Origin of the sequence: Gemmatimonas phototrophica (assembly GCF_000695095.2) — a bacterium.
In the GTDB taxonomy this organism is placed as follows: domain Bacteria; phylum Gemmatimonadota; class Gemmatimonadetes; order Gemmatimonadales; family Gemmatimonadaceae; genus Gemmatimonas; species Gemmatimonas phototrophica.
The window spans coordinates 1,437,487-1,462,491 of record NZ_CP011454.1 but is presented as its reverse complement, the minus strand read 5'-3'; the positions used below and the strand labels follow the sequence as shown (position 1 = coordinate 1,462,491).

The window sequence follows — 25,005 nt, the reverse complement described above, 5'->3', positions numbered from 1 at the left end:
AGGCTATGCCTGCCAAGACTGCCGTGCGGCCAGTCGTCCGTGAATCTGCGACGTCCCCCGTGACGCCGCGCGCCGGATTCGACTGGCGCCGCATCGCCTACCATACGCTCGTATCCCGTGCTCTCGACGACGTCGAAGAGCAAACCAACAAGCAGCGCGCTCATGTGCCGCGTGAGCATCTGGTGCTATACCAGTTCTCGGCGCGCGGCCACGACATGTCGCAAAGCATCCTCGGCGCCTTGCTCACGGGGACGCACGACGGCGTGGGAGCCTATTACCGCTCACGACCGCTCCTGCTTTCCATTGGCCTCAGCATCGAAGACGCATTGGGCAGTCCACTCGGACGAGCCGGCGGCTTCAGCGATGGCCGCGACATCGGCGTGGTGTGCAATCTTCCGAATCGAGAGGGATGCACCGTCCTGCCTATGGCCGGTGATGTGGGATCGCAGTACACACCAGCCGCCGGATGGGCGCAAAGCATCGTCTACCATCGGGACACGTTGAACGATGCCAGCTACGCGCAGTCGCTGAGTGTGGCCCTCGGTGGTGACGGCTCTGTTGCAACCAACGGTTTCTGGGCCGCGCTCACCATGGCCACGACGCTCAAGCTGCCAATGCTCTTCTACATCGAAGACAATGATCTCGGCATCAGCGTCCGTGGCGGCATGCAAACCCCCGGCGGCGACATTGCGGCCAATCTGGCGTCCTTTGCCAATCTGCTGATCCGCAACGGCAGTGGTACCGATCCTCACGAAGCGTCGGGGTTGCTGCAGGAGGCCGCCGCGCATGTTCGCAGCGGTGCTGGTCCCGCGCTCGTCCGGCTCACCGTACCGCGATTGTCCAGCCACTCGGGGCCGGACAATCAGAAGGGGTACCGCAGCGATGCGGAAATCGCCGCCGATCAGGCGCGGGATCCTCTCCCCAAGCTGCGCGAATATCTCGTACCCGCGGTCCTGAGCGAAGGCGAATGGGCGGCTCTTGAAGGAGAAGTCGCCCGCGATGTGCAGGCGGCGCTCGACGCGGCGCGGGCACGCCCCATGCCCGATCCCGCCGGCGTGGCGCGCCATGTCTATGCCGACGATACCGCGCCGACAGAACCCATGGGTGGACTCAGTCGCAGCGAACGCGCGACCCTGGGGGGAACGGATGTTCCACAGGAAGGTGGCGAGCTGATGCGGGTGGCCGAGGCCATCCGCCGCACCCTACGTCACGAACTGGCGGTGAATGCCAAAGTCGTGGTGTTTGGCGAAGATGTAGGCAAAAAGGGTGGCGTGCACCTCGTGACGGAAGGACTGCAAAAACAGTTCGGCGCCGAGCGTGTGTTTGATACGAGCCTTAGCGAAGAAGGAATCATTGGGCGCGCAGTCGCCATGGCCATCAGCGGACTCATGCCGGTGGCGGAAATCCAGTTCCGCAAATACGCGGATCCCGCTGCCGAACAGTTGAACAATTGCGGCACCATGCGCTGGCGCACGGCCAATCGCTTTGCCGCGCCCATTGTGGTGCGCATGCCGGGCGGCTTCGGAAAAGATGTGGGCGACCCGTGGCACTCCCTGAGTGACGAAGTGCGGTTTGCGCACGCCTATGGGTGGCAGGTGATTATGCCATCCAATGCGGCCGATGCTGTGGGACTGTTGCGGGCGGCCATGCGCAGTCCCAACCCCAGCATTTTCTTTGAGCATCGTTCGTTGCTCATGACCGGCGATGGCAGCGCCCGGTACCCTGGTGACGACTATGTGCTCCCGCTGGGGCGCGCGCGCATCGTACAGGAAGGCCACAGCATGACCGTGGTAACCTGGGGGGCCATGGTGCATCGGTGCACCGACGCGGTGGCGCCGCTGGGCGATGCGGTGGAACTCATCGATTTGAGAACCATTGCACCATGGGATCGTGACACGGTGTTGGCGTCGGTGCGGAAGACGGGGCGCTGCCTGATTGTTCACGAGGACAATCTGACAGCCGGCTTTGGCGCCGAGATTGCGGGGACGCTGGCGCAGGAGGCGTTCTGGCATTTGGACGCCCCGATCGAGCGACTCGCTCCGCGTGACATCCCGGTGCCGTATCACCCCGATCTTTTGGACGCGGTAGTCCCAACAGTTGCCCTTATTCGGGAACGGGCATCTGCACTCCTGTCGGTGTAGCTGACCAATCTCATCAGCAGGGCAGATTCAGTTGGGCAGAAATGGTGGTGACAGCTGAGACGACTCTGGCTGTCACTATGCCCTCAGGCACGCACGATTCGTCCTCCCAACAGCGCATTTCGATTACTGGAAAGTTGACGATCGTTACGGCTGAGTCTGTCAGCCGTCAGCAGTGCGTGATGTATCGAATGTGTGAGGCATCACTTACTATTGAGTGTCCCCCTGCGGCGAGTACCCCGGGAGGGACGCGGGCGGTGCTATGCCCGCTTTTCAGGCTTAAATCCAGAGGACGCCATGAACAAAAAGCTGGTCGGAATTTCGCTGCTGGCCGCAGTGGCCGCAGTACCGGCGGCCCACGCTCAGGGCCTTGGTGAACGCATCGAAGTAGGCGCCTTCGGGCAGTTCACAAAGCTCGACGAAAAGATCAAGATGGACAACGTCCTTGGCGTTGGTGGCCGTCTTGGTGTGTCGGTTTATCGCTGGTTCGGTGTTGAAGGCGACGTCCAGATTGGCAAGACCAAGGCGACGCGCAATCCGTTCGAGGACATCACGTATCGTCCGGCGCGCGTGCTCGGAACGGTCACGGTCCCCGTCACGCCCTCCAAGAAGGCGTCGGTGATTCTCGGTGCCGGATATGTGAACTCCATCTATGATGGACGTTCCACGGCCAACGAGTTCGAAGACGGCTTTTCGGCGCTGCTCGGCCTCAAGCTGTGCTCCAGCGGCAAGTGGGGCGCTCGCATTGATGGACTGATGGACCGTAATCCGTCACCGAATGAGCAGGAACTCACTGGCACGTCCAACAACCTCGGCCTGCGTGCCGGCGTGACGTACGCGCTGCGCGGCGCCTGTGCCTCGGCCGAAAAGTTTGACTGGGCCCTCAAGATGGATCCGGCCAGTGCGACGGTGAACCGTGGCAGTGATCGCCAGTTCGCGCTGAGCGCTGCGGATGCCAAGGGCAAGATGATCGAGATGCGCAAGGTGCAGAACCTGACCTGCTCGTCGAGCGATGCGTCGGTGGCCACCGTGGACAACATGGGCAAGGTCACGGCCGTGAAGTACGGCACCGCCACGATCACCTGCAAGGGACTCGTGAAAAAGCTGGAGCGTTCGGCGCAGTCGACGGTGACGGTACCGCCGCCAGCGTGGACGCTTTCGCTGACGCCGAAGAGTGGCTCCACGGATGTGGGCAAGACGCTCTCCTTCAGCTCGAAGGCCGTGGACGCGGATAACGTGGACCTTGGCGCGATCACCTGGAGCTCGGCCAACGCGTCGATCGCCTCGGTGAGCAACGGCACCGTGACGTGCAACGCGGCGGGCACCACGACCATCACGGTGACCAAGACGGCGTATGGCAGCTCAAAGAGCGAATCGGCGTCGGTGGAATGCGTGGCCGTGAAGATGGCCAACATCGCCCTCGACGAAGCGCTGTTCGACTTTGACCGTGCGATCGTGCTCAAGACCGGCATGGACACCCTGCGCACCGTGGTGGACGCCATGATGCGTATCCCGACGCTCCGGATCTCGGTGGAAGGCCACACCGACCGTTACGGCTCGGAAGCGTACAACAGCAAGCTGGCCAAGAGCCGTGCAGAAGCGGTGACCAAGCAGCTCATCAGGCTGGCCGGCAAGGATGGCGCGTCCATCAAGGATCGCATCCTCACGTCGAGCTTTGGCGAACAGTGCCTCGTGACCACGGCCGGTGCCGATGAGAGCGAGCCGCCGCCAGCCAACCGTGGCCGTATTGCCAAGGGCGATCGTGCCGCGCAGAGCGGCAACCGCCGCGTGGAAGTGTGGCAGTTGGTTGATGGCAAGGGCGCTCCCACGGGCTGCCGTTCGGCCGACGAGCGTGCGGGCCATGTGCCGTTCGGTTCGCTGAAGTAAGGCACTCCAGTGGTGTGGTGGCGCTCGATCGTCTGAGCGCCACGGCACCCGGTGCACCACAACAAGCGGCGCCCGCATCCGGAAGGATGCGGGCGCCGCTTGTTGTGCCAAGGCCTCAGGTCAGTGCGCCTTGAATTCGTCGAAGGGCGACCCGCAGGCCGAACAGGTATGAATGGCCTTGCATGCCGTGGACCCGAATTCACTCTGCAGGCGCGTTTCCGCGGAGCCGCAGAACGGACAAGGCACTGCCGGACGGGCACGCGTCAGCGTGACAAATCCACCCGTGTCTGCCTTACCCGGCGGTGCAATGCCGTAGCGCCGGAGCTTTTCGCGCGCATCGGGGCCAATCCAATCGGTTGTCCAGGCGGGCGTGAGTACCATGCGCACTTCCACGGAGTCGGCGCCGCGCGACAACAGCGCGGCCTTCACGTCGGCCTCCATCTCCCGCATGGCAGGACAGCCGGAATAGGTCGGCGTCATGGTCACCGTAATGTGCCGGCCGGTAATTTCGACGTCACGCACAACGCCCAACTCCACCACACTGATCACCGGGACCTCGGGATCCGGCACTGTCTGCAGAACCCCGAAGACCTCGTCACGCGTCAGCATGCCTGGGCTACCAGCGTGCGCCGGGATGCGCGCGGGCCACGCTCTGCATTGTGGCCAACATATGCCCCAGATGCTCCGAATGTCTTCCTGTGCGACCACCACGACGGGGCCCCGTCTCCGGCGGACGCGTGAGCGTGGCGCGCTGCAGCACATCGTTCACGAGACCATCCCACAAGGAGCGCAGTGCGGCCGTATCCACGGCAATGCCCATGGCGGCCACGGCATCGTCCACGGCATCGCGTTCGAACAACTCTGCGGTGTATTTCCACAGCGTGTCGAGGGCACGCTGCGTGCGGGCGTGACTTTCATCCGTCCCGTCGCCCAACCGTACGACCCATTCACTGCTGTGGCGCAGGTGATACTTGTCTTCCTTGAGCGACTTGGCGGCAATGGCGGCCAATCCCTCATGGCCACAGTGCGACAGCTGATCCCACAGCAGGACACTGTAGGCATCAAACAGGAACTGGCGCACCAGTGTCACGGCGAAATCGCCGTTCGGCTGCTCCACCAGCAAGGCGTTGCGGAAGGCAGTGCCGTCGCGAAAGAACGCGAGGGCGTCTTCGTCGCGTCCCTGCCCTTCTACGGCCCCTGCCAGCGCGAGAATGCTGGTCGCATGCCCAATGAGGTCAAGCGCCATGTTCGACAGGGCGATGTCTTCCTCGAGGATGGGAGCGTGGCCACACCACTCCGACAGTCGGTGCCCCAGCACCAGTCGATCGTCGCCCAGCCGCTGCAGATACTCGGCCAGCGGGTTCGCCACGGCCGTGTGGCGGGGCGCCGCAATGGGATAGTCGGGCGCCTTGTTCACCACCCCCGATTTGCCGCCAATTGTCGTGCGGTCTTCGTCTTGAGCCACCGGGCGCCTCAGAAAATGCGCACGCCGCGCGGCGCGACGTAGAACTGCGGATGACGATAAGGCTTGTCGTTCCCGGGATCGAAGAACGGCCCGGCATCAGAGGGCGCCGATGCCACAATCGCATTGCTGGGCACCACCCATAAGTTCACCGCTTCACCGCGACGGGTGTACACGTCGCGGGCGTTCTGCAGCGCCAACTCCGCATCGGCCGCATGAATACTGCCGGCATGCTCAAAGGGTTCGCCACGCGCTCCCTGTGTAAACACTTCCCAGAGTGGCCACTGGCTGTCGTCGTTCGTGCTCATGCGGCCGCCGTGTCACGACGGGCGCGCTGCTTCTCGGCGTGCGCCGTGGCTGCCGCCCGCACCCATTCCCCGTTTTCATGCGCCGCACGGCGAGTCTCCATGCGTTCCTGATTGCACGGGCCGTTCCCCTTGACCACTTCGTAGAACTCCGACCAGTCGATCTCACCAAACTCCCAGTCGCCGGTCGCTTCGTTGAAATGCAGATCGGGATCGGGAATGGTGAGCCCCAGCGCAATGGCCTGCGGCACCGTGAGATTCACAAAGCGCTGACGCAGCTCATCGTTCGTTTTGCGCTTCACACGCCAGCGCAGCAGCTCCGCACTGTTTGGCGAATTCGTGTCGCTGGGGCCGAACATCATGAGCGCCGGCCACCAGAAGCGGTTCACGGAGTCCTGCAGCATGGCCTTCTGCGCCGGCGTGCCATTGGCCAGCACCGTACAGATTTCGTAACCCTGGCGCTTGTGGAAGTTTTCTTCCTTGCAGATGCGAACCATGGCCCGCGCGTAGGGCCCGTAGCTGGCTTTGGCCAGCACCGTCTGGTTCACAATGGCCGCGCCGTCTACCAGCCAGCCAATCACGCCCATGTCGGCCCAAGCCAGCGTAGGGTAATTGAAAATGCTGGAGTACTTGGCGCGGCCGTCCAGCAACTGCTCCACCAACTCGTGGCGATCCACCCCGAGTGTCTCGGTGCCGCAGTAGATGTACAAGCCGTGACCGGCTTCATCCTGCACCTTGGCAATGAGTGACAGCTTTCGACGCAGGCTGGGCGCCCGCGTTATCCAGTTGCCTTCAGGGAGCATCCCCACGATCTCGGAGTGCGCATGCTGCGACATCATCCGGGTGAGTTGCTTGCGATATCGTTCCGGCATCCAGTCCTTCGGCTCGATGCTTTCGCCAGCGGCGATACGGGCTTCGAAGGCGGCCAGGAGGGCCGGATCCTCGGCGGGGACGGGCATGGTCTGGTCCATGAATGAAAGCTACTGGGATGACCGCAGATTCGACAATTGGAACCGCACGCTATCTTGCAGCCATGACGCCTCTTTCCCCCATCGAATCCGGTCCGGACGGATACGTTCGTACCCAGCAGACCGACGGCATTGCCCGCGTGGAGTTCTTCCACCCGAAGAGCAATTCCCTGCCGAGCGCCGTGTTACAGGAACTGGCCGCCACCATCGCCCGCGTGAGCCAGGACCCGGCAGTGCGGGTCATTGTGCTGCAGAGTGGCGGTACCGGGCCGTTCTGCGCCGGGGCGTCGTTCGACGAACTCGCCGCCATTGGCGACCGGGAACAGGGCCAACGGTTCTTCAGCGGGTTCGCCGGTGTCATTCTGGCCATGATCCGTGCACCACAGTTCGTGATCAGCCGAGTGCACGGCAAAGCCGCGGGAGGAGCCGTTGGCCTGATCGCCGCCTCCGATTTCAGCATTGCGGTGGAAAAAGCCTCCGCCAAGTTGAGTGAGCTCGCTGTGGGAATCGGCCCGTTTGTGGTAGGACCGGTAATCCAACAGAAAATCGGGTTGGCGTCGTTCAGTCAGATGGCGGTGGACGCCGACTGGCGTGACGCCAGCTGGTGCGAGCGGCGCGGGCTCTACGCGAAGGTCGTGGCGGATACGGCGGCACTCGACGCCGGCGTGGACACACTGGCGAGCACCCTCGCCGCATCCAATCCCGACGCCATGGCCATGCTGAAGCGCGTCTTCTGGCAGGGTACGGAAGGGTGGGACACTCTGCTCGCCGAGCGAGCAGCCATGAGTGGGACGCTGGTGCTTTCTGACTTCACCCGCAACGCCATCGCGTCGTTCAAGGGCAAGTAAAGAGTGATCAGAAGCGCACCGAGAATTGCACACCGGTGGCCTCTCCGCGGAACGATCGCGGCAGCACCGGTGCAATCGCGGTGCGTCGCGTGGACCGGGCAACAATATCGGCGTCACGCTGCGATCGATTAGCCGAGACTACCGCGTCGATGAGCCCGATAAGCGTGAACCCAACCGCCGCGCCCGCACCAGGAATGAAGTAGGCGCGTTCGCGCGTTGTGCGGGTGAACGGTGCCGGTACCCCGTTGGGATCCGTGTAGGCAATCGTTTCCGTTGTACTCTGCTGCATGACAGCGGCAGCAACGCCGGCGCCCACCCCAAGCATGGTGATGATGCCGCGGGTGGTATGGCCGGTGTACAGCTGCCCGACGCCGGGCAACAGCGAGCGCGCAAACGCCCCACCGGTGCTGTAGACCGGCCGACGCAGCACTTCAATGGCCCGTCCCACTTCCACGCGGTCATCAACACTGGGGGCGTTCACTCGATACTGCTCGAGGTCCTGCAAGGCCACCGAACGATTGCCAGAGGCTGCTCTCGCCAGTCCGCGATTGAAGTAACCTTCCGGCGACTCTCTGGCACCACGGATCACGTCATCAAAGGCGCGTTCGGCAGCGGCGTAGCGCCCGTCATCAAAGAGGGCGAGCCCGAGGCGAAAGGCAACCTGCACATCGGCGGCCTGGCGTTGTGACAGGGCCGGAACCAGCCGTGTGAGTCGATCGCGTACGTCGGTGGCTTCTCGTCCACCGGGGGACAGCGTGAGGTATCGGCAGTATTCCGAGATGGCGCGGGTGGAGTCGACAAGTTCTTCGTGTGCCCGCGCCAGATCATAGGCGATGCGCTCGTCGCCCGGGTTGAGCACTGCGGCCCGTGCGAAGGCGTCACGCGCTGCGGCCTGATCGCCAATCAACGCTGATTCCTGACCGGCCAACGCCAATCGACGGGCTTCCGCGTTGTCACGCCGGATCGCCGGCGGACCGGAAGGCGGAATGGCACAACCGGGGGCCGGGCCAACCGTGAGTGCACGTTTCGGTGCAAGACGTGGCGCAGCGCTTTGCTGGGCGTTGGCGGGGGTGGTCGCCAGTACCGCCAACAGGCCGAAAACTGCTAGGACCATCGGAATAACACGCACAGAGCGCCGCGCACGTAGCATCTCAGCGTACCGTAATGGTGATGGAGGCACTGACGCCCTCGGAAGTAGCTGTAAGGATCGCGGTTCCTGCACGCACACCAACTGCAAGGCCGGTGCTGCTCACAAATGCCACCTGTTCATTGGACGAGCTCCACGTGATGACCCGATTCGTGAGAATCGTCCCCCCAGTGCCTCGGGGTGTTGCCGTCAGCTGAAGCTGTTGGCCAACCGTGATGTCCCCCGTGGGAGGCGTTATCACGACGGACGTGACGGGTGGTTGCCGCACGCTGATGCTCGCCGTGGCGCTGACGCCTTCTACAGTGGCCAGAATGATGGCCGTTCCTGGTGCGATGGCCGTCACGGCACCGGACGACGACACGGTCGCCACATTGGGAGCGCCCGTACGCCACTCAATGATGCGCCCCGTGAGAACGGCACCCGTCAGACTACGCGTCGTCGCGGCCAGTGGCACTGTTTCGCCAATCAGGAGCGCCGCCGTAGTGGGAGTCAGCTCCAGTGTGGCTACTGGGACCGGCACCACTTGAATCGTGGAGAATCCTGTCTTGCCTTCACTTGAAACCACGATTCGTGTCGTGCCCGGCGTCAGCGCTGTCACCACGCCAGCGGTGGAAACGCTGGCCACGGCCGGCGCTTCACTACTGAAGGTGACCGGTCGTCCCGACAGCACATTGCCCGCATCGTCGGTGATTTGCGTTGCCAGCGCGAGGGTCGTGCCGGCAATCAACGACGCAACTCCGGGCGTCACGATGACAGCACTGGCCAGGCGCGCCAACACGACCAGCGTGGCCGAAGCGCTGCGCCCTTCGCTGGTAGCGGTGATGGTTGCGGTCCCTGGCGTCAGTGCCGTAACGGCTCCGGTGGCGGAGACAATCGCAACCGCCACGTTGGTGGAACTCCAGGCAATGGTCCGCCCGGTGAGTACCGTGCCCTCGGCACTGCGTACGACAGCGGTGAATTGCCGTCCGCCCGTTACGGCGAGTGTGTCGCGCGTCGGCGAGATCGTGATTGACTGGACCGGCGGCAACGTCACCGTGACGGCCGACTGTGCCGAGCGCCCTTCGCTCGTGGCAATAATGGTGGCGGCGCCCGGCGCCACACCCGTCACGATGCCAGCGCCATCCACGCGTGCCACGGTGACATCACTGCTGGACCAGGTGATCGTCCGCCCAGTCAGCAGTGTGCCGGTGGCATCGAGCGTTTGAGCCGACAGTTGTGTTGTGCGGGAGACCAGTACCGACGTCTGGGACGGCGTGATCAGCAGTGACGCCACCGGACGCGGTGCCACAATGATCGTGGCGATGGCACTCTTTCCCATGCTCGAAACGGCAATGCGGGCCGTACCCGGCGCAGCCGCCGTAATCACACCCGCCGCAGACACCGTTGCGATGGTGTTGTCGCTGGTGGACCAGCGGAGCACCGGGGCGGCAATGGGAGAGCCGCTGGCGTCACGCGCACGCACTCCCAGGGTGAGAGTGCCTCCTCCTTGTACGATGGCGGTTGCCGGTGTCACCTCGAGCGTGGCCACGTCCACGGTGACTGCGGTGTTATCACCGCATTGGGCCAGGCTCACGACGAGGAGTGCCACCGTCGCAATGGCCCGGAACAGGGCCCCGTAGTGACGGCGTATGGCGCGGTGCATGGTCATGGATGATTCACCGCACCGGGTGGGACCGCTACCGACATGGGAGTCAGAGCATCAAGGCGACCCTCTCGACTCGCTGCGTCTTCGCGTTGAGTGACCGCGCGACTCACCCCGGACGGCCCCACTGGAATCCGGAGTTCGGAGTACGCAACCTCGAGTACTTCGACTGACGTGGCCGTGACCGTGATATCGGCACGGCCATCCACGCCCTGGCTGCTTGCGGTGATGGTAGCGCTGCCACTACCTACGCCTGTTACGGTGCCGCTATTGGACACGGTAGCCACGGCCGTATCGTCGCTGCGCCACTTCACCGCGCGCCCGCTGGGCATACTGTTGCCTGCGTCACGGGTGATTGCGGTGCCCATGGAAGTCTCGCCCACTTGAATCGTGGGGGGATTCAGTGTGACCGCCACAGAGGCGCCAACGGCTGCAGCAACCGCCAGCGTGACCTCATCGCTCTTTCCTTCGCTCGTCGCAGTGATGGTCACTGTGCCGACGTCGAGTGCGGTGACGAGACCGCTGCTGTTGACCGTGGCCACGCTGGTGTTGCTGCTGACCCAGGTGATGGTGCGGCCGGTGAGCACGGCGCCGCCGGCGGCGCGCGTGATGGCCGCCGCTTGTACGGTTTGTCCAACCGCGATCGTGGAGTCGGCGAGCGTGGCCTCGACCGAGTCCACCGGAATGGCGGTCACGGTTATGTCGGCAGTGCCGTCGATCGTTTCACTCGTCGCGGTAATGGTGGCCGTGCCGGCGCTTCACGCCCGTCACTTCACCACTGCTGTTCACCGTGGCGACGCCGGTGTTGCTGCTGGCCCAGGTGACGGTGCGCCCCGTGAGCACGTTGTTGCTGGCGTCGCGTGTGACTGCGCTGCCGGAGGAGGTCGCCCCCACCTGGATGCTGGTGGGATTGAGCGTGACATTCACGCTGGCGACGGGGACCGCGGTCACGGTGATATCCGCGGTACCGTTGATCCCTTCACTCGTTGCCGTAATGGTCGCCGTGCCGGCGCTGACGCCGGTCACGACACCGCTGCTGTTCACCGTGGCGACGCCGGTGTTGCTGCTCGCCCACGTGACCGTGCGCCCTGTCAGCACGTTGTTGCTGGCGTCGCGTGTCACCGCGCTGCCGGTGGAGGTCGCCCCCACCTGAATGCTGCCGGGATTGAGCGTCACCGTGACCGACGCCACCGGGACGGCGGCCACCAGCAATGTCACCGCATCACTCTTCCCCTCACTGGTGGCCGTAATGGTGGTGGAGCCGGGGCTCACTGCAGACACCAACCCGCTGCTGTTCACCGTGGCGACCGCCGTGTTGCTGCTCACCCATGTGACGGGGCGACCCGAGAGCACGGCTCCGCCCAGCGCCCGGAGCACGGCCGTGCCTTGCACCGTGCTACCTACGGTGACGGTGGAGTCAGCCAGGCGCGCCTCCACCGAGTCCACCGGCACCAGCGTGACGGTCACCGTGGCCGCATTGCTCTTTCCCTCACTGGTCGCCGTGATACTGGCCGTTCCGGGAGCCACCGCCGACACGACGCCGCCGCCACTGACCGTAGCCACACTGCTGTTGCTGCTGCTCCACGCCACCACACGACCGGTCAGTGTGGCGTTGGACGTGTCGCGCAAGGTGGCCGTCGCCTGGGTACTGCTCCCCACCGTTATCGTGCTGGCGGCCAACGCCACCGTCACGCTGTTTACCGGCACCAGCGAGACCGTCACCACGACGGTGCCACTTTGCCCTTCACTCGTCGCGGTAATGGTGGCGCTCCCTGGCAACAGCGCGGTCACCACGCCAGCCGCGGATACCGTCGCCACCGCTGCATTCGAACTGCTCCACGCAGTCGCGCGACCGCTCAGCACCTCGTTGGCCGCACTGCGCGTGACGGCCGTCGCTTGCGTGGTCTGACCGACAAAAAGACTGCTGGCTGCCAGCGATACTGAGACCGACGCCACAGGCGTTGGGCTTACGGTAAGTGTGGCCTGCCCACTCACCCCCTCGACCGTCGCCCGAATCACCGCAGTGCCATTCGCCACGGCGGAGACCGTACCGGTGGCGGAAACGGTTGCCACCGCCGGCGTCAGACTCGTCCACGTCACCGCGCGTCCGGTCAAGACGTCACCGCCTGCACTGCGCACCACGACGGTGGCGGTAGTCGTCTGCCCCGGCAACAGGGTCGAGGCGGTGAGCGCCACGCTGACCGTGGCGACCGGCAGCGCGCTCACGACGACGGAGGTCGTCCCGGCAACGCCGTCAACGGTGGCGCTGATGACGGCGGTCCCTGGTGCCACCGCGCGCACGCGTCCAGTACTCGACACCACCGCGACGGTTGGATCACTCGTGGCCCATTGTACCACACGCCCACTGATCTCGGCGCCATTGACATCACGTACGGCTACGGTGAAGTCGCGGAGATCGCCCACAAACAGCGCGGGAGCGGCCGGGGAAAGCACCACCGCATTGACGGCCACACCGCGCACCACCACTGCGGCCGTTCCGATGCGCCCTTCGGCCGACGCAAACACCACGCCGGCGCCCGGACTCAGCGCCGTCACCGTGCCATCGGCCCGCACAGAAAAGAAAGCGGGCGCTCCGCTCAGCCACGTCACGGCCCGTTGCGCCAGCACGGCCCCTGACGCATCCAGCGCATCAGCGGTCAGTCGAGTCGTGGTACCGGCCAGCACGTTCACGCTGGCCGGTGAGACACGCACTAGGGCCACCGGCGACGGCGACACGGACACCGAGGCTGTACCTGTTCGCCCCTCACTCACGGCGGTTATGACAGCCGTACCAGCCGCCGCAGCAGACACGGTGCCGTCAGCCGCCACTCGCGCAACCGTAGGGTTACTGCTCTCGTATACAACCGGTCTGCCAAGAAGCAGCGTTCCGTTTTGGTCGGTCACCTGGACAGTGAGCCGGAGTGTCTGGCCCACCGTGAGAACGGATTGCGACGGCGACACGATGACCGCTCCAACGGGACGCGGCAGGACATCAAGCACGGCCGTACCGCTCCGCCCACCATTCGACGCCGTGACGATCACCGTCCCTGGGGCCACTCCCAGCACCAGTCCTGTGGATGACACGGTCGCAATGGTGCCGGCATTGGTACTCCAGCCAATACTTCGTTCAGCCAGCGCATTGCCCGCTGAATCACGTGCCACGGCACTGAGCTGCGTGGACTGTCCGACAATGACCGTGTCTCGACCGGGTGTGACTTGCACCGACGCGGTAGGGACCGGCACCACGGTCACCCCGATCGTTGCCGATCGCAGTTCGCTGGTGGCGGTAATGGTCGCCGTCCCGGGGGCGAGGCCAGTCACCACCCCGGCGAGATCGACAATGGCAATGCGTGGGTCACTGCTTTGCCACGATATGGAGCGGTCGCTCAGCGGCTGTCCGCGATCATCCAGCGGTCTGGCCTGCAACAACAAGGTCCCATTCACAAACAGCGTGGGACTTGGCGGCGACAGCTGTACACTCGCCACGGCCCGTCGGGAGACGGTGATCGCGGCAACGGCACTCTTCCCGTCGGCCGTCACCGCCACCTGCGCGTTGCCGACACGCAGTGCAGTGACTTCGCCGTTGGGCGCCACACGAGCGACCGTACTGTCACTACTCGACCAGAACAAGGGGCGTCCGGTCAGCGCCCCTCCCAATTCGTCAAACACCTGCGCCTGCAGCACCGTCGTATTGCCTTCCACGACAGATGCCGTCGTCGGCGTCACACTCACCGATCCCACTGGTTCAAGGAGCGGCTTGGGCTCCGTGATCTCCGAGAGCCCCGCGCAGGCGGTTGTCGCCCATAGCGCGGCAACGTACACCAGCCCACGCCGGAGGCGCGTGGCAACACGGCGCATCACCGGGCCGGCATCACGACACGGGTGGGGCGCGACAGGTGATTGCGCGTGCCGTCACCCAACTGCCCCTCCACATTGAATCCCCAGCACCACAGCGTGTCTTCACCGCCGGTGGCACAGGTATGCGCACCACTGGCATGCACCGCTGAGAATGTCGTACTCCCCGCCACCCGCGTTGGGACATCGCGCGTGGCGTTGGTGCCGTCCCCTAATTGTCCGTACACGTTGCGCCCCCAGCAGAAGACCTGGCCACTGCGTGTGCGCCCGCAGGAATGCACACCGCCCACGGTCACTGATGCGAAACGCGTACCACCGAACACGGGCGCTGGCACGGCCTGATCGCCGGTCCCACCGGTGCCCAATTGCCCGTAGCTGTTCCGTCCCCAGCAGAACGTCTCTCCACCATCGGCGGTGGCACACGTGTGGGTGGCACCAGCCGCCATACTGGTAAAGCGTTGCTCTGCGCTCACCGCCGTTGGCGTGCGGGTATCGGTCCGGGTGCCGTTGCCCAGCTGTCCGCTGGCGTTGGCCCCCCAGCAATACGCCTTCCCGTCGTAGGCAATGGCGCAGCTGTGATTCCATCCAGCTGACAACGACACGAAGCGCAGCCCACCGCCAACCGACACCGGCGACGAGCGATTGCTGGTACCCCCGTCGCCGAGTTGGCCGTTGGCATTGGCGCCCCAGCAGAGCACGTCGCCGGCGGTCGTCAGCCCGCACGTGTGGTATTGCCCCGCCCGCAGCAACCGAAAGGTCTGGTTGCCAGCCACGCGGACCGGTGCGGACCGTGAGGTAAACGTGGCGTCGCCAAGTTGCCCGCGATCATCGGCGCCCCAGCAATACGCATCACCCCCACGGGCCACGCCACAACTGTGCGAAAGTCCCGTGGTGACCTGCACAAACTCGAGGTCGCCCACAATCGGCGCGGGGGTGCTCCGCGCTTCGGCGTCACCGTCACCCAACTGCCCGCGGTCGTTGGCCCCCCAACACAAAACGCGGGAGGACACCAGCGCACACGAATGACGCCCCCCTGCCGCGATGATTCCGGGGTCGTCGGTGGCGCGCACCGTGGGCGCGGCAACCGCCACTCGTGCTTCGGCTGGTGGAGCAACGCCAATGGCCGCCCGCGCCGCGCGACGCTCTGCCCGGCGGGCCACCGCAACCAGTGAGTCAACGCGAAGCGAGTCGATCCGACGTTGGGCCACCACTTGTGAATCGGCGGCAGCGGCAGCGGCGACACCGCTATCGGTCGGCATCGACGTGGGTACTGGCACCGACGGCGCGCTCTGCGCGGTATCACTGACAATCGGCAGTTCCACGGTCGCGGCGTCGGTCATGGCCAGCGCATTGCCCGACACCGTCGCAAAGGGCCCCATCTGCCGCATGTACATGGCATAGGCGGCTCCGGCGAGGGTGATCCCCAGCAGAGCGACCACGGCTACCCAGCGGGACCGACGGCCAGTTGAAGAGGCGTCGGCGTCCGTGGCCCACGAAGGCGCGGCGTCGTCATCCACCACGGGCACCGACGGCGCGGTGGGCACCTTGAGCAGCGCCACGTCCGCTTCGGGAACGACGGCGGGCGACACGCCGGACGTGGGACGGGCAAATCGCACCGTCGCGTCCTCGCTGGCGTCACCGCGCCTCACCGGCATTTTGGGCGCAGCTTTTTCCCGGTCGCGGCGCCGCTTGTGCGACTCTTCCCACTGCTTCCAATCGCTGGGGACAACCCAGGCGTTCAGCGCGGCCAGCAACCCGTCGGCGCCGGCCCATCGGGCACCGGGGCGCTTTTGCAGCATCCGTTCGACGATGTATTGCAGACGGGCGGGGACCGCACCGGGACGCAGGGAGTCAATCGCCGGCAACTCTTCGTGCTTCTGCTTGTAGATCACGTTGTACAGCGCATCACCGGCCCACGGCCGTTCGCCCGAAAGCATCTCCCACGCCACCAGTCCGAGGCTGTACAGATCGGAGCGCGCGTTGGCGGGCGCACCGTCAATCTGCTCCGGCGCCATGTACGCAGGCGTCCCGATTGCCGATCCCGTCATGGTGAGACGCGAATCGAACTCGTTGTTGTGGGCGATGCCGAAGTCGCTGAGGAGGGCGCGGCCACTCACCGAGTCCATGAAGACATTCTCCGGCTTCACATCCCGGTGGACCACGCCATTGGCGTGAGCGAATGCCAGCGCTTCCGCAATGTCCTTGATGACCCGTTCCGCCCGCTCCGGCTCAAAGGGGCCATCATCCTGTATGGCCTGCTTGAGGGTACGCCCGGGCACCAGTTGCATGACCAGCGCCAGGCCGCCGTCGTTGAGACGCTTGACGGCATACACGGTGACGATGTTGGGATGCTGCAGCCGTGCAACCGTTCGGGCCTCGCGTTCGAGACGCGCAATCGCTTCGTCGGCGGTGGCGGCGAATCGCGGCCGGACCACCTTGATGGCGACGTCGCGAAAGAGCGCACGATCACGGGCCTTGTACACAATGGCATTGCCGCCGCGCCCCAGTTCACCGAGCAACGTGTATTCGTCGGCCAGGTCGCCGACATCCTGTGCTTCGTGTTGCGGCTCCATGCCTCAGCGACTCCGGAACGTGAACAGCACTTCGCCCATCTCCAGGGAGTCACCGTCGGCCAGAGGCTGCACCGCATCGCCGGCCATTTCCACTCCGTTATGCACAACCGGATTGGTGTGTGACAGGTTCTGCAGATACCACACCTGATCCCGCCACTGCAGGCGCGCGTGCGACCGACTCACGGTCTTGTCGCGCAACTGAATGTGCCGGTACAACTCGCCCTCAGCCCGTCCGAAGGTCACTTCGATGCCGTTGGGGCCGTCGACCCGCACGAAGCGAATTTCACGCCCGGCGTCGAGCCCGGCGCCTATTTCGAGTCGCCCGGGGAGAAACTGAAGCGTGCCTTCGGCGGGCACACTGAAGCGGAGCGCGTGCCCCTCCACCATGGTCCCCGGTACACCAGCACTGCTCACCACCCCCTCGCTGGGCGCCCTCGGCACCGACGCGCCTGGAGCAGCTGCCGCGGACGGCGATGACGGTGCCGGCGCCCCAGTGACGAACTCGCGTATCACTGGCGTGGAACGCGTGAGCACGTCGGCTGGAGGGACAGGAGCCGACGCAGCAGGCGCGGCAGGCACTGCAGGCCGTTGGGGCTGCGGTGGCTCAGGGCGTGGCGTCCTCGGACGGGGTTCGGCTGCCTGTGCCGTCACCGCGGCGGCGGCGGCCGAAGGCGACCTCATCCGCTCCTCTGGGGTCAGCCCACCAAAGAGAGGCAGCGGCTCATCGGGGAGTCGCTCAATCGTGGGCGTTCGGCTGATCCACCAGTACACGCCGCCCGCAATGATGACCATCCCCGCCGCCAGGATGGCCAGCAGAGTCGAAAGCTCGGGGGTCATGCGGGATTCACGGACGCAGGTGGACAATCACTCGGCGTGGGATCACAGGGACAATCTACACAACCTCGCCCCCGGAGTCAGCGCACCGGCTGGCCGGGCTGGCTGGCGAAACCGGTAGCCGGGGCGGTATCTCTGCCGCATGACTTCCCCTCAACCGCTTGTTCCGTCGGTGATCGTACTGCACGGCGCGCTGGGCAGCGCCGAGCAGATGCGCCCCGTTGCCGAGGCGTTGCAGGCCCAGCGGCAATATGCCTCAGTTCTGAACCTGGAATTGCCCGGGCATGGTCGAACCGAATTACCGGCTGGCCTTCTTTTCTCCATGCGTACGTTTGCCATGGCGCTGCAGGAATACGTTCACGCGAAGGCGCTGGTTCGCCCGGTGGTGTTTGGCTACTCCATGGGGGGATACGTTGCCTTGCTGCTGGAACATTTGGCCCCAGGCACCATTGGTGGCATTGTCACGTTGGGCACCATGTTGCACTGGACACCAACCATTGCGCAGCAGGCCGCCGCGCGATTGAACAGTGAGGTGATCCGCGCCAAGGTGCCGGCGTATGCCGAGCTGTTGGCGGCACGGCATATGCACGCCGGCGGGTGGGAACTGTTGCTGGAGCGTACCGCGTCCATGTTGTGCGAACTGGGCGAGCAACCGTTGCTGACGCGCGAGACCTTGGGTGCGGTGCATTGCCCGGTACATCTGCTGGTGGGCGGCCGCGACGACAGTGTTTCACTCGAAGACGCGACAACCGCCGCGTCGCATTTGCCGCGGGCCCGCGCCTCGTTGTTGCCGGACATACCGCATCCCATTGAAAAGGTGGACCTCGCCGTGGTGGCGCGCGAGGTCAGTGATCTGACGGCACAACTCACGGCTGGAGTCTGATCGATGTTCCGTTTCCTGCGGGTCCCCGAGCGGCTCTTTGCCATTGCCATGTGGGTGGTCTCCCTGGTCTTCTCGGGGTTCCTCATTGGCCTGGGCGGAAAAATCGTGGGTGAATTGCCCGGCGTGGACACCACGCTGTCGCTTACCGACTTTGTCGATCCGGTGCGCGCGGCCCCGCTGCGTGCCAGACGGGATTCCCTGCTGGGGGAGAATAAACGCACGCAGGATCTGCGCGATCGCGCCATTCAGGACCACGCGGTTGCCCGCAATGCGTACAGTGCGCAGCAGGAGCAGTTCAACAATTGGATTGCCACCCGTACGGCCACCACGGATCCGCAGCAGGATCCGGAAGTGGTATCGCGCACCCGCGCTCTCGATTCCCTCAAAGCCGTGGAACGCACTGCGGAGTCGGTGGTGGAGCGACTGGATGCCACGCTGCTGGCGATCAGTCAGGCGCAGGAATTCGTGCGCGAGCAGGAAGTGGAGCTGGACCTGGCCGCGCGGGCACCGTTTGAGCGGTCGCGATTGCAGCAGGAGCTTCGCACGTTCGGCATACGTCTGGCACTCACGCTGCCACTGCTGTTGGTGGCCGGATGGCTGGTCGCACGCAAACGCAAGAGTGACTACTGGCCGCTGCTCCGCGGCTTCGTCCTCTTCGCCGTCTTTGCGTTCTTCGTGGAGCTGGTTCCGTACCTGCCGAGCTACGGCGGCTATGTGCGCTATGGGGTGGGTATTCTCGCGTCGGCCGTCGTGGGCGTGTACATCATTCGCGCCATGCGTCGCTACCTGGCGGAGCGCCAGCGGGTGGAACAGCGGAGCGAAGCGGAACGGCGACGGGCGATGCCGTATGAAGACGCCGTGAAACGGATTGATGGGGGCGTCTGTCCCGGGTGTGAGCGCGCCATTACCAAAGGCCCCAACGGTCCCGCCAACTTTTGTGTGCACTGCGGGCTACGGTTGTTCGATTCGTGCACCACGTGCACATCGAAAAAGAATGCGTTCTACCCGTATTGCCCGCAGTGCGGTACCACGGCCACGCACGACAATGAGACTATTTCTTCCGCGCCCCGGTGAATGTCGCGCCGCCCTGACCACCAAAGTCCACGTCGCCCTTCACCGTATCGTTGTCGACAATCGTGCCGTTGAAGGTGAGCGTTGCCCCGCCGCTGGTGTTCACGGCAAAGGTGAAACTCTTGTCTTTCACCGTCCCCTTGAAAGGGAGCGCCCCCATCCGTGCAGATTCGTAGGTACCGGACAGCGAGTCACCCTTCTGCGTCATGGTCACCGTAGGGGTTCCGGTGCCGTTTTCCGTGACGACCTGAAAACTCCAGTTGCCGGTGAGGTCAGTGGCCACGCGCTGGGCCACCAGGCTGTTTGAGGCAAGGGCAGCAACGCTGGCGACGGCGGCAACTGGCAGAATCCATCGTGATGGCATGATCGTACTCGGAATAGAAGTTCGGGGACAGATGGCATCGTCGGTATCAATCTGATGGAACACCGTTGCAGAGGTGTGACGCCCGCGGTAGTGCACTGAGACCGATAACGGGTAATCTACTGCATGCCGCTGGCGACGTATCTTCTGATGGTGCTCTCCGTAACGTTGAGCATTGTCTTCCCTCCCACCGATCCGACCGTGGGACGGGTGGATCGGCGTGCGGTGGCCCCGCGAGAATCGTTGGCGGTACTGGCGCTGGGCCCGCCCAGTGTACCGGGGCAACCCGCCATCCTGCTGATCCCGGGGCCGGTGGGGTCCATGCACAGCATGCGCCACCTCGCGGCGCACATGGCGTCACGGGGGTATGCCGTTCGGATCGTTGATCCGTTGGGCATGGGCGCCTCCAGCCGTCCCGATTCTGCCGACTACTCCCTCGGGCAACAGGCGGTCCGGCTGTTGCAGGTACTTCGCAGCGATACGCCGGGCGCCCCAGTGGTGATCGCCGCGATCGGGACGAGCGCCACCATTGCCATGCACATGGCGGCTATCGCGCCGGAGCAAGTGGGCGGGGTTGTGTCGATCGCGGGAGGCCCCGTGGATCAGCAAGGCACCAAAATGTTGAAACTGGCACTTGCTGTGGCGCCATTACTCGACAATCGACTGGGACGTGGTTTGGCGCGTCGACGGTTCATCGCCTCCATGAAAGCGCAGAGCGCCAACACAGCGTGGATGACCGACAGCGTGGTGCAGGCCTACGTCAATCCGTTGGAACGGGATCTGCGCGGTGTGTTCCGTTCGTTGCGAGCCATGGCCGGCGCCAGCGAACGCATCTCCATTGCCACCCGTCTGCCGCTCGTTGCCGCCCCGGTCCGTCTCCTGCTGGGAGATACACCAACCCCCAGCTCTCCCACACTGGTCCAGATTGATATGCTACGCCGCTCCGTACGGCTTTTCGCAGTCGATACGATCAGGCACGCCGGAACCATGCTCCATGAAGAGCAGCCGGAAGCCATTGTGGACATCATGGAGCAACTGGTGCGCGCCGCCAAGGTACGACGGACGCAGGCGGTACCGGCCCAACTTGAACTGGAGCTCGAGTAGCCGCCGGACAGTTTATCGCACGAGTCCGGCCCCGAACGATGCGACGCCGGGCAGCGTGATGGGCAGTTTCCCGGTGATAGGCGCCCGGCCCAGCAACGCGCGCGCGGCGGCGCGCTGTGCGCTCGTCCACGGACTCCACGCAATGAGATGCGCTTCCGTGAGCGGTAGGCCAAGCTGCAGGTACGGATTATTGAAGCTCACCAGCACCACCTTGGTATTGGCGTCACGTAACGCGGTGAGCAGTTCTGGCAGGCCTTGGGTTGGCACCATCGAAGCGGTATTGGTCGCCGCACCGATGTAGCTCGACACCAGCACCACATCCGCCCCGCGGGCAATGGCCAGCGCATTCTCCGCCGAGGCCGGGAGAATGGTGGGGTCAGGCGTGATGCGATAACCACCGGCGTTCCCCGCCGCCGCGCCGGCCGTGGCTTCGGCCACGACTTCCGGTGTGAGTGTGAGCGACAGCAGGTTGGGAAACGCGCTGCGCAACTCAGCGTCAAAGCCGCGTCCCGCGCTCAGATCCACGCGCGATGACACGGTAATGCTGACCACCTTGGCCTGGCGCGGCAGCTTGAAAGGCACCAGCGAGAGCGTGTCCCGCACCAGCGTGATGGCCTTCGCCGCGGCCTCACGAGCCGCGGCCTGATTGGCTGCAGAGCCAACCGTGCTCCGTACCGCCTCAAGGTCCACGTACCGCGCGGTATGCAGACCAAACTCGTGCTTGGCCATAAGCAATTTCTTCACGGACGCATCGATGCGGGCTTCCGACAGGCGCCCCTTGGCCACCGCTTCCACGACCGCCTCAATCGATACTTTCGCATCGGTAGGCATGAGCAGGACATCGTTGCCGGCTTCCACGGCGCGAATGGTGGCTTCGCCCATGGTAACCCCACCCAACACCCCGTTCATGTCGAGGGCATCGGTGACCAGCAGTCCGTTGAACTTCATTTGCGTCCTGAGCAGGTCGGTCATGACCTTCACACTCAACGTGGCGGCGGTGTGCGTGGTATCCAGCGCCGGCAGATCGCCGTGAAAGGTCATCATCCCGCGCAGGCCGGCATCAATGGCAGCCTGAAACGGCTTGAGCTCTACACTGTCGAGTCGAGCGCGCGACACATTCACGCGCGACAACTCCAGGTGTGAGTTCTGTTCAGTGTCGCCATGCCCGGGAAAGTGTTTGCCGGTGGCCAGCATGCCATGCTCCTGAATGCCGCGCACCAGAGCCGTACCCATTTCGGCAACCAGCGAGGCATCTTCGCCAAACGAACGAGCGCTGATGACCGGATTCTTGGGATTATTGTTGACGTCAAGCACCGGCGCGAAGGCCATATGGATGCCCATGGCGCGCCCTTCTTGTGCCGTCACCCGCCCCATTTCATATGCCAGCTTGGGGTCGCGCGTGGCGCCTATGCCCATCTGATACGGGAACGAGGTGGCACCGCCCAGCTCAATGGCGTTGGGCAGAAACCAGCCGCCGCGCGCGCGAAACGCCGCGCCGGTTTCAAGGTCGGCGCCCACCAGCAGCGGGAGTTTGGCGGAACGCTGTAACGCGTTCACCTTGGTCGCGATGTCCATCGGTCCACCCACCGACACGATGATGCCGCCAAGCTCAAGCTCCGAAATCTGCTTCTCGATGGCCAAGTAGCCGGGCGCATCCACGGCGGTATAGTCGCCCAGTGTCCACACCCACACCATTTGCGCCACTTTCTGACGCATGGTGAGCGCCCCGAGCACGGAGTCGGCCCACGCTTCACGCGAGAGCGCGCGGCGTGACGATGCCCCGCGCGTCGGCGATGCTGGCGAAGTAGAAATCGACGTAGTGGCCGCTGCCGTGCCCGGCGTACTGACGGTCGGAATGGGGCGGGGTCGCGCGGCGGCAACACAGCCGACAGCCAACACCGTACTGAGTGGAACAAGCCAGCCCTTCGCCATGGCAATGTGGCCCGAGAAAGAGGAAGTGCGCACTACGGCAGCGCCCGCATCAGCGCCGCCGAGCCACCGACCACGGGAAGTACCAATGAGGTGCCATCGAGATCCACCGTAAGGACGGTGCCGGGCGCCGGCCACAGCGTGAAATCCTTGTCGCTGGAGAAAATCATCAGGCCAATGCGCTTGCCGGCTGGCACAATCTGATCATCCGGTTCGAGGTCGAAGGTGACCGTGACCGGCTGACCGGGGACCAGCGGTTCGCTCGTGCGCAGCGACTTGGCGTTCTGCGGGTCGGCCCAGCCGCGCGTGATGATGCCGTTGGGATCCATCGCGCCACGCGTATTGGCAGGCCAGGGCAACTCCACCAGCCACACCGACAGGTTGGCGGCAGCTTTGCTGGAGGCCACCCGGATGCTGATCCGCGCCGTACCGCTGAGGTGGACCGGCGCCTTGAGCTCCGGCGTGGCGTAGAGCAGCCGATGCGCGGACGACGTGGCGAGCGCGAGCTGCGCGCCACTCTGGTTGACATCGTCGGTCAGCGACTCGGTGCCCTGCCCGGTCCGCTTGTCAAACCCGAGGGTACCGACCTGTCCGCCTCCCTTGAGCGGGAACAGCGCTACCGGCTGCGACTCGGGATGCGGATACGCGGCATAGGCCGTGGGGCTCTGGCGTGAAGCGCCCTCTCGGACCACGAACGAGCGCGGGTCCTGCTCCACCCCGTTCTGTACACCCAACAGGTACCGGGTAAACCACCTGTTCATCATGCCAAGGGGTGGTTCGCCGCCGTGGCCGCCCTGATGAAAGTACATCTGCACCGGAACGCCGTTGGCCCGCACCGCGTCGGCCATGATCGTCGTGTGCGACGGCATCACGTTCCAGTCGTTGAAGCCGTGCGCCGTGAGCATGGCGGCGCGAATGCCCTTGGCCTGCTCGATGTAATCCCGCTTGGTCCAGAAGTCGCTCAAGTCGCCGGTCCGCCGATCCAATCCCTTCCAGATGATGTCGGCGCGAACCTTCTGATGACACAGGGCGCGCGTGTCCGTCTTGCCGCTCTGCACATAGTCGTACAGCACGTCCACATCTTCGCCCAGGTACCCGCCCGGGCTGCGCACGAGGCCATTGGACCGGTAGTAGCGGTAGTACGAGTTGTTGGGTGACACCGGAATAATGGCCTCGAGCCCCTTCACGCCCGTGGTGGCCACAGCCACCGGCAAGGTGCCATTGAACGAGGTCCCCGTCATGCCCACCTTGCCGGTCGCCCAGGCAGCCTTCACTTCGGTGGTGCCGTCTATGGTAGTAAAGCCCTTGGCGCGCCCGTTCAGCCAGTCGATGACCGCCTTGGGGGCCAGCGATTCGTTCATGCCACCAATGGTGACACACCCCTGGCTCAGCCCAGTCCCCGGCGACTCCGAGTGCACCACGGCAAAGCCGCGCGGGACCCAGTTTCGGATCTGCGAATTGGAAATGCGGGTTCGATTCGGATTGAACGTGGCGCCCTTGCCCAGCTTGCGGGTGGGAGCACTATCGCCGAGCTCCTGCTTGACCGGCCAGAAAATGCCATCGTCGGGATCAGTGCCGGCAAAGTACGGGCTGGTTTCGTAGACCACGGGCACCTTGAGCCCGGTGGCCGTGGGGCCGGGCCGGGTCACATCCACGTGCACCCGATCGCGCTTGCCGTCGTAGTCGGAGTCGAACTCCGTCTCTACCCAGAGCCGCTCGCGAATCCAGGCGGTCGTGTCGGCGAAGGCCGGCACCACCTGAGATTGCCCATCGGCAATGACATACAGGGCCGGTACCGCAGCGGCAGCAACCGTGCCGCTGCCAGGGGTCTGAGCGGGCCGGCACGCTGAAAACAGGCCGAGGACCAGCAGGGCCGGTGCGACGGTGACGCGCGGTGGGATGTGCATCGACGGGGAGGAACGGGGGGGAGGTTCGGGGCGCCGGCCCGTCCGGGGGCACCGGGAGCTGACGCTGACGGGGCAAATCTAACGTCTCCCC

Annotated in this window: 19 protein-coding genes; 6 read left to right on the top strand and 13 right to left on the bottom strand. The window is 64.8% G+C overall.

Annotation, left to right across the window (positions count from 1 at the left end):
* The first annotated feature begins 5 nt into the window (after nucleotides 1-5).
* Together GEMMAAP_RS06035 and GEMMAAP_RS06030 are read left to right on the top strand one after the other, a co-directional pair.
* Nucleotides 6-2,141, top strand: coding sequence for an alpha-ketoacid dehydrogenase subunit alpha/beta (locus GEMMAAP_RS06035; RefSeq protein WP_082821103.1), 2,136 nt, complete (start codon nucleotides 6-8; stop codon nucleotides 2,139-2,141).
* Between the two features lie 294 nt (nucleotides 2,142-2,435).
* The gene (locus tag GEMMAAP_RS06030) at nucleotides 2,436-4,025 is read left to right on the top strand and encodes an Ig-like domain-containing protein (protein ID WP_026850242.1); all 1,590 of its coding nucleotides are present in this window, start codon (nucleotides 2,436-2,438) and stop codon (nucleotides 4,023-4,025) included.
* Nucleotides 4,026-4,145: 120 nt separating this feature from the next.
* Here GEMMAAP_RS06030 and paaD read toward each other — a convergent pair whose 3' ends face one another.
* The 4 genes from paaD to paaA form a co-directional block, all read right to left on the bottom strand.
* The gene (gene paaD, locus GEMMAAP_RS06025; RefSeq protein WP_026850241.1) at nucleotides 4,146-4,634 is read right to left on the bottom strand and encodes a 1,2-phenylacetyl-CoA epoxidase subunit PaaD; all 489 of its coding nucleotides are present in this window, start codon (nucleotides 4,632-4,634) and stop codon (nucleotides 4,146-4,148) included.
* Nucleotides 4,635-4,641: 7 nt separating this feature from the next.
* On the bottom strand, nucleotides 4,642-5,418 hold the full coding sequence (paaC, locus tag GEMMAAP_RS06020) for a 1,2-phenylacetyl-CoA epoxidase subunit PaaC (protein ID WP_043581414.1): 777 nt from the start codon (nucleotides 5,416-5,418) through the stop codon (nucleotides 4,642-4,644).
* A gap of 80 nt (nucleotides 5,419-5,498) precedes the next feature.
* Complete coding sequence (gene paaB / locus GEMMAAP_RS06015) at nucleotides 5,499-5,795, bottom strand: 1,2-phenylacetyl-CoA epoxidase subunit PaaB (RefSeq protein ID WP_026850239.1); 297 nt, start codon at nucleotides 5,793-5,795, stop codon at nucleotides 5,499-5,501.
* The gene (paaA, locus tag GEMMAAP_RS06010) at nucleotides 5,792-6,763 is read right to left on the bottom strand and encodes a 1,2-phenylacetyl-CoA epoxidase subunit PaaA (protein ID WP_202969195.1); all 972 of its coding nucleotides are present in this window, start codon (nucleotides 6,761-6,763) and stop codon (nucleotides 5,792-5,794) included. The genes paaB and paaA overlap by 4 nt, the downstream gene beginning before the upstream one ends.
* A gap of 62 nt (nucleotides 6,764-6,825) precedes the next feature.
* Between paaA and GEMMAAP_RS06005 the strand changes: the two genes are divergently transcribed.
* Entirely contained in the window at nucleotides 6,826-7,608 is a 783-nt protein-coding gene (locus GEMMAAP_RS06005; protein ID WP_026850237.1) for an enoyl-CoA hydratase/isomerase family protein, read from the top strand.
* 7 nt (nucleotides 7,609-7,615) lie between these two features.
* Here the strand turns inward: GEMMAAP_RS06005 and GEMMAAP_RS06000 are convergent, their stop codons facing one another.
* From GEMMAAP_RS06000 to GEMMAAP_RS20285, 6 genes are read right to left on the bottom strand one after another with little or no spacing between them, the layout of a single operon-like run.
* Complete coding sequence (locus tag GEMMAAP_RS06000) at nucleotides 7,616-8,722, bottom strand: tetratricopeptide repeat protein (protein ID WP_158514751.1); 1,107 nt, start codon at nucleotides 8,720-8,722, stop codon at nucleotides 7,616-7,618.
* A gap of 37 nt (nucleotides 8,723-8,759) precedes the next feature.
* Nucleotides 8,760-10,403, bottom strand: a complete 1,644-nt coding sequence (locus tag GEMMAAP_RS05995) for an Ig-like domain-containing protein (RefSeq protein ID WP_026850235.1) — start codon at nucleotides 10,401-10,403, stop codon at nucleotides 8,760-8,762.
* The gene (locus GEMMAAP_RS05990) at nucleotides 10,400-11,092 is read right to left on the bottom strand and encodes an Ig-like domain-containing protein (RefSeq protein WP_082821102.1); all 693 of its coding nucleotides are present in this window, start codon (nucleotides 11,090-11,092) and stop codon (nucleotides 10,400-10,402) included. The genes GEMMAAP_RS05995 and GEMMAAP_RS05990 overlap by 4 nt, the downstream gene beginning before the upstream one ends.
* Nucleotides 11,093-11,120: 28 nt before the next feature.
* Nucleotides 11,121-14,255, bottom strand: coding sequence for an Ig-like domain-containing protein (locus tag GEMMAAP_RS05985; RefSeq protein WP_075071448.1), 3,135 nt, complete (start codon nucleotides 14,253-14,255; stop codon nucleotides 11,121-11,123).
* Nucleotides 14,255-16,825, bottom strand: coding sequence for an RCC1 domain-containing protein (locus GEMMAAP_RS19955; RefSeq protein ID WP_053334201.1), 2,571 nt, complete (start codon nucleotides 16,823-16,825; stop codon nucleotides 14,255-14,257). The genes GEMMAAP_RS05985 and GEMMAAP_RS19955 overlap by 1 nt, the downstream gene beginning before the upstream one ends.
* Nucleotides 16,826-16,828: 3 nt before the next feature.
* Nucleotides 16,829-17,662: an FHA domain-containing protein gene (locus GEMMAAP_RS20285; protein WP_145979023.1), complete on the bottom strand. Its 834-nt coding sequence runs from the start codon at nucleotides 17,660-17,662 to the stop codon at nucleotides 16,829-16,831.
* 139 nt (nucleotides 17,663-17,801) lie between these two features.
* Between GEMMAAP_RS20285 and GEMMAAP_RS05965 the strand changes: the two genes are divergently transcribed.
* Together GEMMAAP_RS05965 and GEMMAAP_RS05960 are read left to right on the top strand one after the other, a co-directional pair.
* Nucleotides 17,802-18,542, top strand: a complete 741-nt coding sequence (locus tag GEMMAAP_RS05965) for an alpha/beta fold hydrolase (RefSeq protein ID WP_075071447.1) — start codon at nucleotides 17,802-17,804, stop codon at nucleotides 18,540-18,542.
* 3 nt (nucleotides 18,543-18,545) lie between these two features.
* Entirely contained in the window at nucleotides 18,546-19,616 is a 1,071-nt protein-coding gene (locus GEMMAAP_RS05960) for a zinc ribbon domain-containing protein (RefSeq protein WP_043581019.1), read from the top strand.
* Here GEMMAAP_RS05960 and GEMMAAP_RS05955 read toward each other — a convergent pair.
* Nucleotides 19,594-19,977, bottom strand: a complete 384-nt coding sequence (locus GEMMAAP_RS05955; protein WP_026849834.1) for a hypothetical protein — start codon at nucleotides 19,975-19,977, stop codon at nucleotides 19,594-19,596. The two genes, GEMMAAP_RS05960 and GEMMAAP_RS05955, sit on opposite strands and share 23 nt — an antisense overlap.
* 147 nt (nucleotides 19,978-20,124) lie before the next feature.
* On the opposite strand from GEMMAAP_RS05955, the gene GEMMAAP_RS05950 reads away from it, so the two are divergent.
* Entirely contained in the window at nucleotides 20,125-21,078 is a 954-nt protein-coding gene (locus GEMMAAP_RS05950) for an alpha/beta fold hydrolase (protein WP_043581023.1), read from the top strand.
* Nucleotides 21,079-21,090: 12 nt separating this feature from the next.
* On the opposite strand, the gene GEMMAAP_RS05945 is transcribed toward GEMMAAP_RS05950, so the two are convergent.
* Together GEMMAAP_RS05945 and GEMMAAP_RS05940 are read right to left on the bottom strand one after the other, a co-directional pair.
* Nucleotides 21,091-23,010 carry a glycoside hydrolase family 3 protein gene (locus GEMMAAP_RS05945; RefSeq protein WP_026849836.1) on the bottom strand — a complete coding sequence of 640 codons (1,920 nt, stop codon included), beginning with the start codon at nucleotides 23,008-23,010 and terminating at the stop codon, nucleotides 21,091-21,093.
* A gap of 32 nt (nucleotides 23,011-23,042) precedes the next feature.
* Nucleotides 23,043-24,914, bottom strand: a complete 1,872-nt coding sequence (locus GEMMAAP_RS05940; protein ID WP_026849837.1) for a Xaa-Pro dipeptidyl-peptidase — start codon at nucleotides 24,912-24,914, stop codon at nucleotides 23,043-23,045.
* Nucleotides 24,915-25,005 lie beyond the last annotated feature (91 nt).

What these genes read in the sequence shown, in the direction of transcription:
- GEMMAAP_RS06035 (WP_082821103.1), top strand. Translation starts at nt 6, where the DNA reads ATGCCTGCCAAGACTGCCGTGCGGCCAGTCGTCCGTGAATCTGCGACG.
- GEMMAAP_RS06030 (WP_026850242.1), top strand. Translation starts at nt 2,436, where the DNA reads ATGAACAAAAAGCTGGTCGGAATTTCGCTGCTGGCCGCAGTGGCCGCA.
- paaD (WP_026850241.1), bottom strand. Translation starts at nt 4,634, where the DNA reads ATGCTGACGCGTGACGAGGTCTTCGGGGTTCTGCAGACAGTGCCGGAT.
- paaB (WP_026850239.1), bottom strand. Translation starts at nt 5,795, where the DNA reads ATGAGCACGAACGACGACAGCCAGTGGCCACTCTGGGAAGTGTTTACA.
- paaA (WP_202969195.1), bottom strand. Translation starts at nt 6,763, where the DNA reads ATGGACCAGACCATGCCCGTCCCCGCCGAGGATCCGGCCCTCCTGGCC.
- GEMMAAP_RS06005 (WP_026850237.1), top strand. Translation starts at nt 6,826, where the DNA reads ATGACGCCTCTTTCCCCCATCGAATCCGGTCCGGACGGATACGTTCGT.
- GEMMAAP_RS06000 (WP_158514751.1), bottom strand. Translation starts at nt 8,722, where the DNA reads ATGGTCCTAGCAGTTTTCGGCCTGTTGGCGGTACTGGCGACCACCCCC.
- GEMMAAP_RS05995 (WP_026850235.1), bottom strand. Translation starts at nt 10,403, where the DNA reads ATGACCATGCACCGCGCCATACGCCGTCACTACGGGGCCCTGTTCCGG.
- GEMMAAP_RS05985 (WP_075071448.1), bottom strand. Translation starts at nt 14,255, where the DNA reads ATGCGCCGTGTTGCCACGCGCCTCCGGCGTGGGCTGGTGTACGTTGCC.
- GEMMAAP_RS19955 (WP_053334201.1), bottom strand. Translation starts at nt 16,825, where the DNA reads ATGGAGCCGCAACACGAAGCACAGGATGTCGGCGACCTGGCCGACGAA.
- GEMMAAP_RS20285 (WP_145979023.1), bottom strand. Translation starts at nt 17,662, where the DNA reads ATGACCCCCGAGCTTTCGACTCTGCTGGCCATCCTGGCGGCGGGGATG.
- GEMMAAP_RS05965 (WP_075071447.1), top strand. Translation starts at nt 17,802, where the DNA reads ATGACTTCCCCTCAACCGCTTGTTCCGTCGGTGATCGTACTGCACGGC.
- GEMMAAP_RS05960 (WP_043581019.1), top strand. Translation starts at nt 18,546, where the DNA reads ATGTTCCGTTTCCTGCGGGTCCCCGAGCGGCTCTTTGCCATTGCCATG.
- GEMMAAP_RS05955 (WP_026849834.1), bottom strand. Translation starts at nt 19,977, where the DNA reads ATGCCATCACGATGGATTCTGCCAGTTGCCGCCGTCGCCAGCGTTGCT.
- GEMMAAP_RS05950 (WP_043581023.1), top strand. Translation starts at nt 20,125, where the DNA reads ATGGTGCTCTCCGTAACGTTGAGCATTGTCTTCCCTCCCACCGATCCG.
- GEMMAAP_RS05945 (WP_026849836.1), bottom strand. Translation starts at nt 23,010, where the DNA reads ATGGCGAAGGGCTGGCTTGTTCCACTCAGTACGGTGTTGGCTGTCGGC.
- GEMMAAP_RS05940 (WP_026849837.1), bottom strand. Translation starts at nt 24,914, where the DNA reads ATGCACATCCCACCGCGCGTCACCGTCGCACCGGCCCTGCTGGTCCTC.